Origin of the sequence: Azohydromonas lata, assembly GCF_034427735.1 — a bacterium.
GTDB classification, from domain to species: Bacteria; Pseudomonadota; Gammaproteobacteria; order Burkholderiales; family Burkholderiaceae_C; genus Azohydromonas; species Azohydromonas lata.
This window is the reverse complement of sequence record NZ_JAXOJX010000001.1, coordinates 84,541-99,692: the sequence shown is the minus strand read 5'-3', so window position 1 is coordinate 99,692 and position 15,152 is coordinate 84,541. Positions and strand designations below refer to the sequence as shown.

Below are 15,152 nucleotides of genomic sequence, written 5' to 3'. Positions count from 1 at the left end.
ATCAACGCAGGGCAGCCAACGCTTCTTCAGATTGCTGTGCCCTTAGGGCGGTCCTGATAGGTACTGCGGCACCTGCCCAGGTGACCGCATTTACTGCACATCGCCGGCCTTGCCGCCGGCTGCAGTTCAATGGCCCGCCGCGCACGAATGCGCCGATACCTCTCGATCAATTCATCAAGCGCGTCGTCGGACAGCAGCTCCACCCTGTGCGGTCGCCTTTTCCTTGTTGTCGGGCTCTCCACCAGCACCCATGCGAACCGTGACACCCCCTCTCCGGTCTGATCGGCCAGCGCCGCCCGCTGCACGGAAAGTTCGATCACGTCGGTGGCGAAGGCGGTGTCCCAAACCCTTGTCTTGAGTTCTACGAGAACGACTTGGCCACCGTGACGGTATGCGCGGTCTACCCTGGCGACCAGCCGACGGCTGCTGGAACGAAACGTCGTTTCAGCGAAGGCCAGCGTGGCGCCTTGCAACTCGCGCGGCAGCCAATCCTCTTGCGACGCACCTCTTTGTGGTCGACGTAGCAGTAGGAGGACTAGCAGTCCAAGCAGAGCCGCGGCTACAGCGAGTAGTTCTGCCATCAAGGCCTCCGGCACAGGTGCCTGTTCACTGCGGCTGCTGCGATCAAGGCCAGCCTTTTCAGCAATGCGCGGACAACAGCCAATGCAAATGGCCGGCCTTCAATGCAATGACACAGCCATGGCGAGACGCGGTAATAGGCCGCTATCAGCCACCTGCCCCGCCGCGTTCTGCGAAGGTACAAGTCTCGAAAGGCGCGAAGGGCCCGCGTTTCTTCACTGTCACCGAGCGCTGCCGTAGCGATGAAGCAGTAGCCCTTCCGAGCACTCGCGGCAATTACTTGCTTGCTCTCCTCATAGAAGTCGGCGTGCGAGGCTAAACCGCGTTCCTTCGCTTTGCGCTGCTCCGAGGTGTCACGCGGCCCGAACCTTCCATCGAAGTCGATCCGACGCTCGCAATAACCCATCTGGGCAAGTTCGCTGGCGCTGATGAAGTCATCTCTTCGGTCGATGGGCACTGCTTCTCCTCTCAAGTCGCGTCGGCGTCCCACTCGAGCACGTCATCCAGCAATTTGCTTGCAGCAGGCCCGGTCTCCGGTGTAGCGGCCACTTGCAGTTCCGGATTCACACCCGCGGCGGTTGGCGCCGCAAGGCCATGGCTTTCAAGCAAAAGTCCCTTTGCGGCTAGTTCGCGCAGGCGGCTCGCCCGGCGCTTGGGTTCCCGTATCGCTGATAGCGCGGCATGCAAGCCCGGGCATTCTTCCCTCGCGATGGTCAGCTTGATTTTGTAGTTGGACGTGTCGTGGTCTGCGAGCATGCTGAGCCTCCTGTCAAGACTGGTTGCCAGGCACAGAGTCCGGTTGCATCCCAGCAGCCTGAATTGGAGAAATCTGCACGTCCATTTCCTTTGGCTGCGTTGACGGGGCGGTGGAAGGCGAGGCAGGCAGTGCGGGAGTCGCGGTGTGGTGCCGAGAGTCTTTGCGCTCACGCATCCATTCCTCTCCTATGAGCTGGAACCCGCGAACGTTGGCATAAATCGGCTGCTCAATTTCGTGCAGTGGATGCCGCGGAAACCTTCTTTTGATGGCTTTGCGGAAGAGGTACGACCCGCCTCCAACCAGCACGATCTGGTCGACGTCGTGAGTGCCACCCAACCGTTCTGCCAGCGAGTCGAGCGCTTGGTCAGTGACCTTTTGGATCAGCGAGTCGTAGCGCTTCAGGTCATGCGCCTTGCCGTAGATCTTGATGGGCTTGTTCGTGCGCAAACCGGTGTCGATCGCTTCAAGGTCTCGGTAATCCTCCTCGATGTCGTGACTGATGGCCTCGGCGATGGTGCGCAAGATGTCAGAGACGCCGCGGTTCACAGAATCGCTGAGTTTCGGGATGACACGGGTGCCGCGCGTCACGAGCCAGTCGAACGTTTTCGCGCCTGGGTCGATCACCAGCTTCTTATTGTCCGATGGGCTGTCTCCCAGCCCGCCGGCGGCCGTGAACGCGATAAGCGCTCCCTGCGGCTGGGCAACCGCCAGCACTTTCTTCACCAGCACCGTCCGCTTCTTCCCAACCTGAAACTCGCCGGCGAGGTTCTTCTCCAGCGCGGCTCGCTTGGCCATGAACTGTGCCACCGGCAGTCCCACCACGAGAAGGTCCACGTCATCCACCTTCATGTAGTGCAAGGCGCCCGCCGTGAGTGCCCGGTACTCGGGCGTCTCGAAGTAGTGGTCATGCAGCTGGCGCGTGCGAAACCGGTCGGTGGCGAGTTCCACGTCCGGCCCAACCTCGTAGTAAAGGCCATCAACCGGTACCGACACCGTCCGTCGCCGGCCGCCGATGTCGTTGGACTTGTCTGCGTGGCTGAAGAAGGCCAGTGACGGAAAGTGGTCGCAGTCCACACGCCCTGCGGTCGACTGCTTGGTGAACTTGGTATTGCCCCGGCCCACGTCGATCGCTCTGACGATTGTGCTCATGACTGCCTCCATTCTGTTCGGAAGCTCAGAGCATGCGAAAAGCGCCTTCGGCAATCAAAGGAAAATCCTGCCGATTTGGGCAAAGTTGCGGCCCCAACCGTCTGCATCTGGCCTGCTGGTGTCACATAGGTGCCCCTTAGGGGTGACTTGGCGCTGCCTCCAGCCGCGGTCTCTTTGAAGTTGGTGGCACCTAGGGAGCACTTCGGTGCCGCCAGCATTGTTGCTCGCGCGCTACCGCCTAATCGCCCGTAACTAGAGGCCGACTTTTTCTGCTGTAAAGCCCTGTGGCGGTTGGCCTGCGAATATTCCGGCAGATAACGGCGGCTAGACAGGAAATTACGTTTTTCAAGCCGCGCTTGACAGCCGTGCGGGGCGAGAGTCCACTTCGCATCGAGCCTTGTGAGCCTGCCGCAAGACATCGCGTCATCGCGTTGAAGCAGGCCGGGAGATGCCCCGCAAGCACCGTAGCGCTCGTTACGCGCCCTATAGTCCCCAGCCCTGTGCTGGCAAGCAGACCGCGTCAGTCGCGGTGAGTTGAAGTACCTCGCGCTGGAGGCCGCACTTGGCCTTGAGCTCTGTCGCCGTTGCGTGCTCGACGCAGTTCGGTGGCCTCGGCCCTTGGCGCCCGGCGTTGTCTGGCGCGCCCCTTGGGCCGCGTCGCTCCTTGAGGGCGGATTGCGGCCGCGCGTGTCGTCCCGTGGAGGAGGCGCGCGCTCAAACCCTGTTGTCGTCGCCTGTCCCTTGCGAGGGGACCTTTGCATGGCGGGCCGTCCGAATGGAGAAGGCACGTGCAAAGCCAGACGGCATCCCCGAGGCGGCCTGGTGGTAGGGCTGCACTTGCACCGGGAGAGAGGGTTTCAGATCAATCCCAATTCGAAGCGTCCTGTGGGCCCTGGAGCCCTGGGCGTTGCGTCATCCACCCTTGAGGTGGTTGGCGCTGGCGCTGTCATGCGCCGTGGGGACCGTCTCGCCGAAATGCGAGCCGTTCTTCGGGATGTGTTTTTTAAAGATTACCGCTGGGCCCGTGGAGGCCCGAAACCTTGCAAGCACCCGCTGCCCGTAGAAGGCCGAGCAGCAGGTGAACCGGTCCGATCAGCCTTTGTGAAGCCGTGCGGCCTCGGGGCGCGTCGCAGAGCTCACCAGCACGTTGGCGCCCCCTGTCGTTGTTCTGACTTTCGGTGGCCGCCGCGGCTCGGGCGGTCCGGTTGGAGATAGAGATGGCAGTGATTCCCTTCGATCCATCGCGCCGGCGCGCGACTCAGACCGCGGTGGGCGGCGGTGGCTCTGAAGGCGCCGCTGTGCCGCAGGGCGGCCGCGACCCGGATGAGGAACTGCGGCGGCTGCCGTTGGGCACGTCAGACTACGTGCGGGTGGTGGACGCGATCCTGCGCAAGAACAACTGGCGCCACAGCACCAAGGACAAGAACGTGTCACGCAAGACAATGCGCGACCGCAGTACCTTCCTGGTGGCGTTCTTCCGCGCGCTGCGCCACGAAACCGAGTTCAAGGACGCTGATCCGAGGGAACTGGGTGGCAGGCACGTCGAGGCGATGGTCCGCCGCTGGGTGTCATTGGGCCGATCCACGGCGACGATCCACAATTACCTCAGCTTCTTGCGCACGTACGCAGGCTGGATCGGCAAGCCGGGCATGGTGCTCGCGCCACAGCATTACGTGGGCGAAGCGTCACCGCATGCCCATCGCTACCAGGTCGCGGTGAAGGACAAGAGCTGGTCCGCGGCCGACGTCGACATCGACGACTTGATCAGGCGCGTCGGAGAGTTCGACATGTGGGTGGGCTTGCAGTTGGAGCTCTGCGCCAAGCTGGGCCTGCGTCCCAAGGAAGCACGGCATTTCCGGCCGCACGGCGCCATCGTTCCGCGCGAGCGGGCCTTGGAGCGAGATGCGCAGGCGTTCCCGCACGCCCAGTGGTTCGTTCGGGTCGTGCATGGCACGAAGGGCGGGAGGCCTCGCCACGTGCCGTTGGCCAACCCGGCGCAGCGCGCGTTGATCGAGCGGCTGCAGGCGCTGGTGCCCAGCGGCCAGTTCGTCGGCCGTCCGGAACATTCGGCCGCGCAAAGCCAGCGCCGCTTCTACTACGTGCTGCAGCAGTTCGGCATCACGAAGTCAGCGCTTGGTGTGGTGGCGCACGGCCTCCGGCACCAACACGCCAACGACCTGTACGAAGCACTGGCCAGCAGCCCTTCCCCGGTGCGGGGCGGTCAGCTTCAGCCGGCGCAGGACGTCGAGGCCAGGAGCGCGACCGCGCGTGTGCTCGGACACAACCGTCCGAGAGTGACTGGCTGCTATATAGGATCGAGCCGCGCCTTCACCGACGGCCTCAGCCGCAATGGCGTTGATGCCGCCGATGCAGACCAGGGCTTGCCGGAGCCCGGTTCGCGCACTTGAGCGATGCCACGCTGATGATGTCCGGGCTGTCGGCAACGCTCTACCGCGTTGAAAATCGCCGTTCAAGGCCGCGTCCGCCAAAGTGGCTGCGCCGATAACGTCGAAAAGCGCGCCCTCACCGCCAGAAAACGTCGCGTTCACATCGAACGGCATCACCCCCGCGCCGCGCTTGGCGACCTCGCCAATGCGTGCGGCATCGGTCGACTGGGATCATCCTGGCAATGCTGCAGCCGCAAGCAGCATTGCGGCTGCAGTTTGCGTCCGTGCCATTCCATTGCCCATTGATGTGGTTGTCCTGCGCTCCAAATCGGGCAGAGCGTTGTCAGTCCGACTGCGGCTGATTCCGGCCGGACTGCTGCGCCTTCGCAGCAGGCACAGCCATCAAGAACTCCAGCGCCCTCTGCGCCTCCCTCCGAGGAACAAAAAGGTGGTCGTGGTAGTAGGCCGAAATGGCGTTGCATGGAATGCCGGCATGCGCCAGCGCTGCGGATACCGCGGCCAGGAAGCCCACGGCCTCCAGCGAAGAATGGATCGACAGCGTGATCAGGCTCGATGCCATCTGGTACGGCACGCCGGCGCGCTCGGCCTCGTCCAGCGTCACGATGGCGGTGAGCCCTTCGGCCTCGCGACACGTGACGATGGGCAACAGCCCGGCGGGCAGCTCACCGCTCGGGAATGTGCAGAACACGAAGGTGCCGGGCTGCAGTTGCGGCGTCATGTGCTGCAGCAGCTTGCCCAAGTCACGCTCTCCAGTCATGTCAGTGCCTTTCAGGTCCAGGGTTGGTCCGAGGCTGGCCAGCCATCAGCTTCCCGCTCGGCCACTGGCAGCAAAGGTGCCAGGTCGTTGCCTCTGCGCGCTGGTGTCGGTGCGGCTGCCTGCGCTGCCGGCGCCGCGGCGCTGGACGACTCGCGCTTACGCTTGACCTGGTACGCCGTGAGAACCTGGCTGGCGATCAGGTCCACTGCTGGCCGCGGGTGGCCGTCCCTGTCCGTCCACACCTTGGGCGTCAACGTGCCCGCCAGCGACACCGCATCGCCGTCTGACAGCGCCAGCAGCGCCGCCTGCGCTTGTGCGTCGAAGGCCAGGACGTTGACGAAAATCATCTCACCGCCGGCAGTGGCGGCGCGGACCTTGGCCGTGACGAACGGCTTGCCGCTGTTGTTCCCGACGCGCTGCTCAGGCCGTCCGTACACCTTTCCGGAAACAAGTCCTTCGATCATCGGCGCGCTCCCGTTCTGGCCGTAGCTCGTGCCTCCACAGTAACCCAGCTGGCCCCGGCGAGCGTGTGCCTGCGTCGATCGCCAGTACCGCTACTCTGGGCTCGGGGCACCCGCGGCGAAAGTACGATTCGCCCATGCCCCCTTTGACTTGCCCTTTCTGCACGCTGACCCGCGAACGCATCCTCGGCGAAAACGACCACGCGCTGTGGATCCGTGACGGCTTTCCCGTCTCGCCCGGCCACAGCCTCGTGATCCCTAGGCGCCACACCGGCTCGTTCTTTGACACCAGCGACGCGGAGCGTCAGGCAATGCTGGCGTTGCTGGACGAGGCCAAGGCCGCGGCCGAGGCCGAGTTCGCGCCGGCGGGCTTTAACATGGGCATCAACGATGGGCCGGCCGCTGGTCAGACCGTGCCGCACCTGCATATCCACCTGATTCCGCGCTACGAGGGCGACCAGGCCGACCCGCGCGGCGGCGTGCGTTGGGTGATTCCCGAGAAGGCCGACTACTGGAGCAGGCGCTAAGGCATGCCGCCGCGGCTGCCGCCACCCAGCGCCGAGGCGCAGCTCGCCTTCCTGGGCAAGCTGCAGCGCCTGTTCGCGGAAGGCAACTTCACGGCGACCTACAAGTTCGCGCTGCTGATAGCGCTGGCAGACCTGGCCGTCGATCTCGGCGCCGACGATGGCGAGCCGCTCGAGCTGGCCACGCGCCGCATCGGCGAGCGTTTCGTGCACCTGTACTGGCGCCAATCCATGCCTTACCGCACGGGACGCTCTGGTACGGGTGCCGGCGTGCTGGTGCAAAACCTCGGCGAGCAGGCCGCGGTGCTGAGCGCGATCGTGGCGTTTCGCGCCCAGGCCGGCGTCTCGACGCCGCAGCAGGCGGCATCGCATCCGGCCTACAAGGAACTGGTGACCAGGATCACGGCCACGGTGTCGGCGCAGCCCCTGCAGTACCTGCAGAACTTCGGCGGCACCACCGACGCCTTCCTCTACGAGCGGCTCGGCCCTGGCCGGGTGCGGTTGCTGCCCGGCGTGGCGTACTGCCTGCGGCGCTTCCATCCCCTGGTGCAGCAGCTGGCGCGCTCCCACTGGGTCACGCACATCAAGGCCAACCGTCGCAACCACGCCATCCTGGACGACGCCGGCGACCTGGAGGACTTCCTGTTCTCCACCTCCCGCCAGTCGTTGGAGCGCATAGGTGAAGGTCTGCGCATGCTCGACGGCGCGCGCTGCTTCTACTGTTGCGAGGCGCTCGGTGCCGCGGCCGACGTGGACCACTACGTGCCGTTTTCGCTGTACCCGCGCGACTTGGCGCACAACTTCGTGCTGGCGCACCCGAAGTGCAACCGCAGCAAGTCGGACACGCTGGCCGCGCGCATGCATCTGGAACGGTGGCTGGAGCGCATCACGCGGCGCGCGGATGAGCTGGCGGAAATCGGCTTGTCCGCTGGCATCGCGGCGGACCCGACAACGAGCCGGCGCGTGGCGGCCTGGGGATACGCCAGCGCCGCGGCCAGCGGCGGCCACGCTTGGCTGTCGAGTGCAAAGTACGAGGCCATCGACCAGCGATATCTGGGACTGTTCGACGCGCAGGCCACAAGGGCCTGACGCAACGCACGGGTGGGCAGCCACTGCTAAGACCGCGTGAACGGTTACCCCGGGGCCCTGCGGCCAACCGTCGGACGCGCAGGCTCACGCCATGAGCCTCGCGTGAAGGAAGATTTCACAAGGAAAACAGCCAAGGAAGGGAGTTCCCATGCACGCAACGCTGCCCGACACGCCGCTGGACATCGTGGGCGACGTCCACGGGGAGCACGCGGCGCTGTGCGCGCTGCTGGCGGCCCTGGGCTACGACGACGACGGGCGGCACGGCCAGGGCCGAACCCTCGTGTTCGTGGGCGACTTGTGCGACCGCGGCCCGGACAGCCCCGGCGTCATTGCGCGCGTGCGGCGCCTGGTGCAAGCCGGCCGTGCCGTGGCCCTGCTGGGCAACCACGAGCTCAACGTGCTGCGCGGGCAGCGCAAGAGCGGCAACGACTGGTTTTGGGGCGAGGGTGCGCAGCACGACGCGCGCTACGCACCGTGCGTCGGCCTGCAGCACGAGGCCGAGCGCCAGGAGGTACGCGCCTTTTTCGAGAGCTTGCCGCCGGCCGCATCGAACCGCGATCTGCGGGTGGTGCACGCGGCGTGGCACGCTCCGTCGCTTGCGCGACTGGCGGCACATCCGCAAGGGCTGCCGCTGGGGACGTGGTTCGAGCGGCTGGACGAGGCGGCCGAGGCCGCGCAGGACGCCGCAGAACTGCGCGCGGCGGCCCGCACGGAAAAGGCATCCTGGCGCCATCACCTGAACGATCCCGCGGCTGCAATGCCCATGCTCCATGCCGTAGCCCGCAGTGAGGAAGCCCGCCAGATGGACAACCCGCTGCGCGTGCTGACCTCGGGCGTGGAGCGCTGTGCGCAGGCGCCCTTCTTCTCCAGCGGCCAGTGGCGCTTCACACAGCGCGTGCGCTGGTGGGACGGCTACGACGAGGACACGCCCGTGGTGGTGGGCCATTACTGGAGAGAGTTCATGCCGCTAGAGCGCTCACAACTGGGTAAAGCCGGACCGGACCTGTTCCAGGGCACACCGGCCCAGAGCTGGCTGGGCGCGCGCGGCAACGTCTACTGCGTGGACTTCTCGGTGGGCGGGCGCTGGCAGGAGCGCCGCGCGGGATGCGCCGGCGCGCGAACGCGGCTGGCCGCCCTTCGCTGGCCCGAGCGCGAGCTGGCGCTTGACGACGGCCAGGTGCTGCCCACTACGGGCTTTGGCAGGCTGTGATCGCCATGGCCGAGACATCGGTAAACAGTGCCAGTGCCATTTTGGATCGGCTGTCGCAGGCGTTTCCGACACGGCTCGATCTCAAGCCGTGGCTGCTGGGCCGTCCCTGCCCGGTGCGCCACCGCGTGGACCCGTGGCCCGCAGCGGTCGTCGGGTAGTTAACCCCCTGTTCTTGTGGACAAGTCCGTGGAGTAGATGCACGCGGCGCGGCCAAGTCGTTGATTTTTCAGCACCAGGCAGGAGCTGCCACAAAAAAGGCAGCTCTTACTGCTGGTCAAGCCGAACGCGCGCCGTGTCGCCGCCACAGGGACATCGCCCTCCCGGCCGTGAGCCGCTGGCGCAGCGCTTGGACTCCGTGGCGCCACTGCGCCAAGGTGAACTCGCCGTGCAAGGCGCGGCGCTCCAGCTCGGCGAAGGCCGTCTCGTATTCGAGGTGGCCGCTTTCGCGCTGGCTATTGCGGGTTAGCAGCTACGTTGACTATCAAGCACGGCGCGGGACGCACGCAAAGTCGCCTCCTGACTCCCAGGCTGGCCGCCACGGCCAGAACTCGTTTCCTGACTACATCTCCATGCAACAGCTGGACCGCAGCATGGGTGCCTGGAGGGTGTGATGGAATCCAACGAAACACCGATGGAGAAGGCAAAGCGCCGCGTGGCCGAGGCCGAGGCGCGGGTGAAAGCGCAGGCCGCCCGGGTGCCCGCTGGGGTCAAGACACGACGCAGGCGAAGGCCACGCTCGCCCTCTTCGAGGGAACGCTGCGCTTCCCGCAGGAGGACTTGGTCAAGCTTGAGCAGGCGGCCGGCAACGGTCCACCGACCTGATGCCCAGGCCGGTACTGGTGGGCTACGTTGCAGCCGCAGGGCTGCGCAGCGTGGCTAGAGGGTGTTATGCACTTTCTCCGGTGGCCAGAAACATCACGGCCTTGGGCAGCATGAGAGTGGCAAACACCAGGAAATGCAGCGCTGCCAGCACCTGAGGCATGCGCTCGAAATCGCGCGACAGTCGCCGGAAGCGGGCAAGCCAAGCGAAGCTGCGCTCCACCACCCAGCGCCGCGGCAGCAGCACGAAGCCTTTGCGCGCCTCAGGCAGTTTGACCACTCGCAACTCGATCCCCGAGGCCTTGGCGTCCTGGCTGGCCTGCTGGCCGGTGTAGCCCTGGTCCGCCCACGCCACCTCCACCGTCTCGCCGGTGGCCTGCTGCACGGCTTGGCAAAGCGCCTTGACCTGCGAGCGTTCCTGCTCATCGGCGGACGTGACGGTTAAGTCAATGAGGTTGCCCAGCGTGTCTACGGCCATATGCACCTTGGAGCCCTTGCGCCGTTTGTAGCCGTCGTACCCCGCGCGCTCACCGCTCTCGACGCTGCTTTGCAGCGTGCGCCCGTCAAGCACCACGGCGCTTGGCTGGCCCTGGCGTCCCTGGCCGGCACGGATGATGGAGCGCATGTCGCTGACCATCGCCTCGAAGCAGCCCGCTTCGCTCCAGCGCCGGAACTGCTGGTACACGGCTGCCCAGGGCGGAAAGTCGTTGGGCAGCATGCGCCACGGCGCACCGGCCCGGGCCAACCAGCGCAGCGCGTTGAATACCTCGCGCGAGCTGTGTTCGCGCTGTGGCGCGTCCTCCTTCATCAACGTGGGGTACGGCGCCACGAACTCCCATTCCTCCTGGCTCAAGTCACTCGGGTACGGCTTCCTGCTCATCCAGCCAAGATGGGGCCGCTCCCGCTCAGGCAAGCCCAAAGTTCATAACACCCTCTAGCTTGGCGCTCACCAGCTTGAGCCGCAGAAGCACGGGCACAGCCATTAGCCCTTGAAGAGATCCAGCAGACGGCGCCACCGCTGTCGGCAGCGGCTCATGCCGGTAGTTCTCGCCCATGCGCTTCAAAACGCCTTCGGCGCACCCGGCTTCTCAAGCTTCAGCCTCAACTGACCCGTCCGGGTACGGCCCGGCTGCCGAAAAACTGCCCAGCATCGAAGCCTTCTTGCCAGCTCTCGCGTCTGTTCTTCACCGCAGCGGCTCCTTTGGTGAGGGTTTGGCAAACCGCAATCCGGGCCTGGGGCTACAGCGGCACGCCAAGAGGCGATGCAACGCCAGGGCAAACCATCGGGGCACGGCAAGGTCTGGAGGGCCGCCAAGGCCTTTCTTGGGTCGTCGGCGGTGCGCCAACGGCGTCGCACAGACTGGCCTGCATGGAGCAGAACGAACCGCAGGAGCAGGCACGGCCTTGGGTCACCAAAGCCGAAGCTGAAAGGCGGGTGGCCGAAGCCAAGGAACAGGTGGCCGCCCTGGTGGCCTGGATCGCAGAGCTGCGGCGCCTGGGCTACGACACGACAGAGCCCACCGCCGTCCTGATCGCGCTGACGGATGAACTGCTTCGCTGCTACGAGGAGCTTGGGATTCAGGCCGGCGGTGGATGGCGGCCGCGCCGCAGGCCGCCAGACGGCCCATGAAGCGCTGTACCTTGTTGGCTGGCGGCTGACCTTACCGCTCGGGCCTGTCAGGGCTGGCGCTGCTCGTCGTTGATACCGGGCTCACGCACCCAGAAGGCGCACCCGTACTCCGGCTGGCCGACCACGGGCGACAGCCGCGGGTGCTGGCATAGGCCGTTCACGTCGTTGTCGGGCAGCGGCCCGCCGTAGTACTGGCAGGTCCAGCAAGGGTGCGGTGCGTCGTGGTTGGCGAAGTGCATGGGCCGATTACAGCGCTCAGGGCTGCGGCTGGTCAGGGCCACGCCGAGGCCGAAAGCGCCGCCATGGGCCTTCTATCGCGTCGGCGCAGCCATCGGTGCGCCCATGGCCCGCTTGATCATCTCCCGGCGCTCGTGGTGGCGAGTCATGGCGTCGTCCACGATGTTCGCAGCCTGCAACTGCTGGAACACCAGCGCCTTCTGCTCGTCGGTCATCACGTTGAGCATGGCCAGGATGATGGGCTCCGCGCGCTGCAGCTCCTGCAGCAGCTCGTGCAGCAGCCAGGAGCGCGCCATTGGCGGCGTCCTCGGCTTCGTCGCCCAGGGAGCGGTACACGGTCGCCACCGGCAGGATGCTGTGCCTGTCGTCGGCCTCGATGCGGTAGCCGTCCAGCCTCCACGGCCTCGGGGTGTGCTTTGTGTCCATCGGCTTCTCCATCACGGGTGGTCCAGCAGCAAGGCCTGCAACGCCGCTGTCAGCACCACCAACGCGGCCAATTGAGCTTGGCCAGCCACGTGCCCATGGCGAGTTCCTCCGGCCCCCAGTTGATGTCGGTGGGATTCAACAAGTCCGTGGCGCCCTTGCCCCGGTCATCGGCCCTCAGCAGGCAAGCGATTTCATACCTTGGATGGACCGGCCCCCTTGTTCTTGACAAATATCTAGCGCGGGTGGCTGATGTAGTCGCCGGTAGATGCCAGTACCGATGCTTCGTCTTCGCGTCTGGCCTACGCACGAAGGTTCGCCGGGATGCTGTCGAACTCTTTGTCGCTGTCCAAGGCCATGGTCAGGTGTCCCCGGATGCCGGGGCAGCCTTGTCTGAAGAAGGGGGCAGCGCGTCGTTGATGAGCGTTATCCGGTTCAGGCAATTTGGCCGGCTGCCGGTTTCGGCCATCACCAGCCATTCGCGAAAGCAGTCAGGCGGATCGCAAAAGGACTGACCCCGATGGGCAAGAGCTGGAAAGCTTCCGGGAATAGTCGAAAGGCAATCAATTGCTTGCCTGAAGCAAGCAATTAGGCCATTATTCGACCATGACCGTCAGCAACCGCATCGAAGCTGTCCGCCGCTTCAACCGCTTCTATACCCGCCAAATCGGCGTGTTGAACGAGGGCTTACTGGACTCGGAGTTCACGCTCACCGAGTGCCGCATCCTGTGGGAACTGGCACATCTGGAAGATGGCGAAGGCATCACTGCCACTGACCTAGGCCGCTTGCTGGATCTGGATGCAGGCTACCTGAGCCGCTTGCTCCGTGCCTTAAAAGAGCGCGAGCTTGTGGAAGCCACTCGCAGCAAAAACGACGCTCGCCAGTCGCTGCTGCAACTCACCGCCGCCGGCCGCCTCGCCTTCGAGCCGCTGGATCGCCGCTCGCAACAGCAGGTCGGTGCGCTGCTGAGCCGGCTCAGCGATACACAACAGGCCGAGTTGCTGCAGGCCTTTCATCGTGTGCAACGCCTGCTGGACGAGTCGGGCGGCAAGTCGGCGAAGAACAGTTTCATCTTGCGGCCTCACCGTCCAGGAGACATGGGTTGGCTGGTGTCGCGGCATGGGGCGCTCTATGCCCGCGAATACCAATTCGACATGCGCTTCGAGGCACTGGTTGCGCGAATCGCCGCCGACTTCATCGACCGCCTTGATGTCAGCCGCGAAGCCTGCTGGATAGCCGAGCGCGATGGCGTCAACATCGGCTGCGTGTGTCTTGTTCAGGCGCGAGACGAAGCAACCAAGGAACCCCTCGACCGTACCGCGCAGTTGCGGCTCCTGTTGGTGGAGCCCTCTGCCCGTGGCCTCGGCTTGGGCGAACGGCTGGTCGCCGAATGCCATCAATTCGCACGCGAGGCCGGTTATAGGCGCGTGCGGTTGTGGACGAACAGCCAACTGTCGGCCGCCAAGCACATCTACAGCAAGGCGGGCTACAAGCTCATCGAAAGTGAGCCGTTCCAAGGCTTCGGACACGACCTGATCGGAGAAACCTGGGAGCTGGACTTGACCACGCAGCCGTGAAACCGTCGCTCGACCCAAGCCACCGAATGTCGGCAACGGGCACAGATCCGCCGTTGAAGCAGTACGGAAATTTGTTACGTGCATTATCAGGCGCGTTCTTGCTCCAGCCAGCGAGTGTCAACCTCCAGACCGTGCCTCTTCCAGCCACCCCAGCACCGCCCCCTTGAACCATATCGTTGCTGGATCATCGATATCGCGCATGCGGCGCTAGAGTCGGCTTATGGCAACAGAACAAGTTTTCCGACGCCCGCAGACCTCTCCAGCAGCTCGTGCGCATGTCGTACTGCCGTAAGCGGCATGCGCTTGGCAACGACCGGATGGAGCTTGCCGCGCCGAAGCAACTCGAGCAGCGCACGGAAGTCCTCACGGAACTGCTCTGGATTCCGGGGACCTCCGCCCACCGGGAGTGCTTGGCGGTGTGCAGCCACGGGGAACCATTGGCGGCCCTCACGCAGCTTCTGGATGCGGTAGGTGAGGACCCGGCAGTGGGGCGAGAGCAAGCCCCAGAGCGCAACGACCGCGGTCGCCGCATACCACTCGATCCACCCGCGCCAGCTCTTGTGCCCCTGCACGAGCGCGCCGTAGTGCCCAAATACGACGAGCCGTCCACCGGGCCGCAATGCGCGGAAGGAGCGCAGCGACAGGGCGCCACCAATGCCGTCGAGTACGACGTCCACACCCCGGTCGGGGAGCTCATGCACCCGAGCCAGGAAGTCTTCGTTCTGATAGTCGATCGCCACCGCGCCAAACCGCTCGACCACGCCTCGGTCGCTGGGCGAACAGGTCCCGTAGAGGCGAAGCCCGGCCACCGCTCCCAGCTCGAGGACCGCAGTGCCCACGCGGCCGGCCGCACCGTGTATAAGCACGGCCTCACCGCGCTTTACATTCGCCGTTCGGTGAAGCAGTTGATAGGCGGTCATGTACGTGAAGACGAGGCTCAAGACCTCCGCCGGGTCGAGGCCCACGGGCACCTCGACCGCGTTCGCCTCCAGCACGCAAACCCGCTCTGCGTCGGCCCCCCACACCGTCAGCGCGCCAACACGCTCCCCGATGCGCAAGCGTGAGCAGCCGGCTCCAAGCTCCTCGACGACACCAATGAGCTCATAGCCGGGCGTGAACGGCGGTTTCGGCACACCGAGGTAGGTCCCGGCACGCAATTGGGCGTCGGTGAAAGACACGCCAGCAGCCAGAACGCGGACGCGGACCTCATGCGGACCCGGTCGGGGATCGTGGTCCTCGACTACCCGCAAGACCTCAGGCCCGCCGAAGTGATCAACAACGACACGCTTCATGGACGACCCTCCACGAGCACCAGACCCAGGACCTGTCTGATGGTCCCGCCAAGCGGCTCAAGCCACCACACGCCCAGGGCGTCCCTTTTGCCCGGATCTGATACTCGCCGTTGCTTCGCCCGCCCGCTTTGATTTGGCTCAATTGAAAGGAGATTTGGTCCCCGGGCAGCTCGGCTTGTGTTCATGACGCCGCATGCAAGCGCAATTCGGTACGGGCAACTGGCACCTCATCGATGACG

The 15,152-nt window shown here is 65.2% G+C and carries 16 protein-coding genes; 6 read left to right on the top strand and 10 right to left on the bottom strand.

Annotated elements, in window-relative coordinates; all coding sequences use genetic code 11:
• Positions 1-26: 26 nt before the first annotated feature.
• From SM757_RS00470 to SM757_RS00455, 4 genes are read right to left on the bottom strand one after another with little or no spacing between them, the layout of a single operon-like run.
• Positions 27-581: a PD-(D/E)XK nuclease family protein gene (locus SM757_RS00470; RefSeq protein WP_322464135.1), complete on the bottom strand. Its 555-nt coding sequence runs from the start codon at positions 579-581 to the stop codon at positions 27-29.
• The gene (locus SM757_RS00465; RefSeq protein WP_322464134.1) at positions 581-1,036 is read right to left on the bottom strand and encodes a CFI-box-CTERM domain-containing protein; all 456 of its coding nucleotides are present in this window, start codon (positions 1,034-1,036) and stop codon (positions 581-583) included. Before SM757_RS00465 ends, SM757_RS00470 begins: the two co-directional genes overlap by 1 nt.
• 11 nt (positions 1,037-1,047) lie before the next feature.
• A complete protein-coding gene (locus SM757_RS00460) occupies positions 1,048-1,335 on the bottom strand; it encodes a hypothetical protein (protein ID WP_322464133.1) in 288 nt (95 codons plus the stop codon).
• A gap of 13 nt (positions 1,336-1,348) precedes the next feature.
• A complete protein-coding gene (locus tag SM757_RS00455; RefSeq protein WP_322464132.1) occupies positions 1,349-2,485 on the bottom strand; it encodes a PRTRC system protein D in 1,137 nt (378 codons plus the stop codon).
• Between the two features lie 1,217 nt (positions 2,486-3,702).
• On the opposite strand from SM757_RS00455, the gene SM757_RS00450 reads away from it, so the two are divergent.
• Positions 3,703-4,893, top strand: a complete 1,191-nt coding sequence (locus SM757_RS00450; protein WP_322464131.1) for an integrase domain-containing protein — start codon at positions 3,703-3,705, stop codon at positions 4,891-4,893.
• Positions 4,894-5,215: 322 nt separating this feature from the next.
• On the opposite strand, the gene SM757_RS00445 is transcribed toward SM757_RS00450, so the two are convergent.
• Together SM757_RS00445 and SM757_RS00440 are read right to left on the bottom strand one after the other, a co-directional pair.
• Positions 5,216-5,650 (bottom strand): ACT domain-containing protein, encoded by a 435-nt coding sequence (locus SM757_RS00445; RefSeq protein WP_322464130.1) that lies wholly within the window; start codon positions 5,648-5,650, stop codon positions 5,216-5,218.
• Between the two features lie 11 nt (positions 5,651-5,661).
• On the bottom strand, positions 5,662-6,114 hold the full coding sequence (locus SM757_RS00440; protein ID WP_322464129.1) for a single-stranded DNA-binding protein: 453 nt from the start codon (positions 6,112-6,114) through the stop codon (positions 5,662-5,664).
• Between the two features lie 134 nt (positions 6,115-6,248).
• On the opposite strand from SM757_RS00440, the gene SM757_RS00435 reads away from it, so the two are divergent.
• From SM757_RS00435 to SM757_RS00425, 3 genes are all read left to right on the top strand, one after another.
• Entirely contained in the window at positions 6,249-6,638 is a 390-nt protein-coding gene (locus SM757_RS00435; protein ID WP_322464128.1) for an HIT family protein, read from the top strand.
• Positions 6,639-6,641: 3 nt separating this feature from the next.
• On the top strand, positions 6,642-7,724 hold the full coding sequence (locus tag SM757_RS00430) for an HNH endonuclease (protein WP_322464127.1): 1,083 nt from the start codon (positions 6,642-6,644) through the stop codon (positions 7,722-7,724).
• Between the two features lie 148 nt (positions 7,725-7,872).
• Positions 7,873-8,934, top strand: a complete 1,062-nt coding sequence (locus SM757_RS00425) for a metallophosphoesterase (protein ID WP_322464126.1) — start codon at positions 7,873-7,875, stop codon at positions 8,932-8,934.
• Between the two features lie 886 nt (positions 8,935-9,820).
• Here SM757_RS00425 and SM757_RS00420 read toward each other — a convergent pair.
• On the bottom strand, positions 9,821-10,633 hold the full coding sequence (locus SM757_RS00420; protein WP_322464125.1) for an IS5 family transposase: 813 nt from the start codon (positions 10,631-10,633) through the stop codon (positions 9,821-9,823).
• Between the two features lie 489 nt (positions 10,634-11,122).
• Between SM757_RS00420 and SM757_RS00415 the strand changes: the two genes are divergently transcribed.
• Positions 11,123-11,383: a hypothetical protein gene (locus SM757_RS00415; protein WP_322464124.1), complete on the top strand. Its 261-nt coding sequence runs from the start codon at positions 11,123-11,125 to the stop codon at positions 11,381-11,383.
• A gap of 47 nt (positions 11,384-11,430) precedes the next feature.
• Here SM757_RS00415 and SM757_RS00410 read toward each other — a convergent pair whose 3' ends face one another.
• Positions 11,431-11,622, bottom strand: a complete 192-nt coding sequence (locus tag SM757_RS00410; protein WP_322464123.1) for a hypothetical protein — start codon at positions 11,620-11,622, stop codon at positions 11,431-11,433.
• 72 nt (positions 11,623-11,694) lie between these two features.
• Complete coding sequence (locus SM757_RS00405) at positions 11,695-11,916, bottom strand: hypothetical protein (protein ID WP_322464122.1); 222 nt, start codon at positions 11,914-11,916, stop codon at positions 11,695-11,697.
• 733 nt (positions 11,917-12,649) lie between these two features.
• Here SM757_RS00405 and SM757_RS00400 point away from each other — a divergent pair.
• Positions 12,650-13,621: a bifunctional helix-turn-helix transcriptional regulator/GNAT family N-acetyltransferase gene (locus SM757_RS00400; protein ID WP_322464121.1), complete on the top strand. Its 972-nt coding sequence runs from the start codon at positions 12,650-12,652 to the stop codon at positions 13,619-13,621.
• Positions 13,622-13,839: 218 nt separating this feature from the next.
• Here SM757_RS00400 and SM757_RS00395 read toward each other — a convergent pair whose 3' ends face one another.
• A complete protein-coding gene (locus SM757_RS00395; protein ID WP_322464120.1) occupies positions 13,840-14,913 on the bottom strand; it encodes a medium chain dehydrogenase/reductase family protein in 1,074 nt (357 codons plus the stop codon).
• Positions 14,914-15,152: the final 239 nt, after the last annotated feature.

What these genes read in the sequence shown, in the direction of transcription:
- SM757_RS00435 (WP_322464128.1), top strand. Translation starts at nt 6,249, where the DNA reads ATGCCCCCTTTGACTTGCCCTTTCTGCACGCTGACCCGCGAACGCATC.
- SM757_RS00440 (WP_322464129.1), bottom strand. Translation starts at nt 6,114, where the DNA reads ATGATCGAAGGACTTGTTTCCGGAAAGGTGTACGGACGGCCTGAGCAG.
- SM757_RS00410 (WP_322464123.1), bottom strand. Translation starts at nt 11,622, where the DNA reads ATGCACTTCGCCAACCACGACGCACCGCACCCTTGCTGGACCTGCCAG.
- SM757_RS00450 (WP_322464131.1), top strand. Translation starts at nt 3,703, where the DNA reads ATGGCAGTGATTCCCTTCGATCCATCGCGCCGGCGCGCGACTCAGACC.
- SM757_RS00395 (WP_322464120.1), bottom strand. Translation starts at nt 14,913, where the DNA reads ATGAAGCGTGTCGTTGTTGATCACTTCGGCGGGCCTGAGGTCTTGCGG.
- SM757_RS00400 (WP_322464121.1), top strand. Translation starts at nt 12,650, where the DNA reads ATGACCGTCAGCAACCGCATCGAAGCTGTCCGCCGCTTCAACCGCTTC.
- SM757_RS00470 (WP_322464135.1), bottom strand. Translation starts at nt 581, where the DNA reads ATGGCAGAACTACTCGCTGTAGCCGCGGCTCTGCTTGGACTGCTAGTC.
- SM757_RS00460 (WP_322464133.1), bottom strand. Translation starts at nt 1,335, where the DNA reads ATGCTCGCAGACCACGACACGTCCAACTACAAAATCAAGCTGACCATC.
- SM757_RS00420 (WP_322464125.1), bottom strand. Translation starts at nt 10,633, where the DNA reads ATGAGCAGGAAGCCGTACCCGAGTGACTTGAGCCAGGAGGAATGGGAG.
- SM757_RS00425 (WP_322464126.1), top strand. Translation starts at nt 7,873, where the DNA reads ATGCACGCAACGCTGCCCGACACGCCGCTGGACATCGTGGGCGACGTC.
- SM757_RS00445 (WP_322464130.1), bottom strand. Translation starts at nt 5,650, where the DNA reads ATGACTGGAGAGCGTGACTTGGGCAAGCTGCTGCAGCACATGACGCCG.
- SM757_RS00455 (WP_322464132.1), bottom strand. Translation starts at nt 2,485, where the DNA reads ATGAGCACAATCGTCAGAGCGATCGACGTGGGCCGGGGCAATACCAAG.
- SM757_RS00430 (WP_322464127.1), top strand. Translation starts at nt 6,642, where the DNA reads ATGCCGCCGCGGCTGCCGCCACCCAGCGCCGAGGCGCAGCTCGCCTTC.
- SM757_RS00415 (WP_322464124.1), top strand. Translation starts at nt 11,123, where the DNA reads ATGGAGCAGAACGAACCGCAGGAGCAGGCACGGCCTTGGGTCACCAAA.
- SM757_RS00405 (WP_322464122.1), bottom strand. Translation starts at nt 11,916, where the DNA reads ATGGCGCGCTCCTGGCTGCTGCACGAGCTGCTGCAGGAGCTGCAGCGC.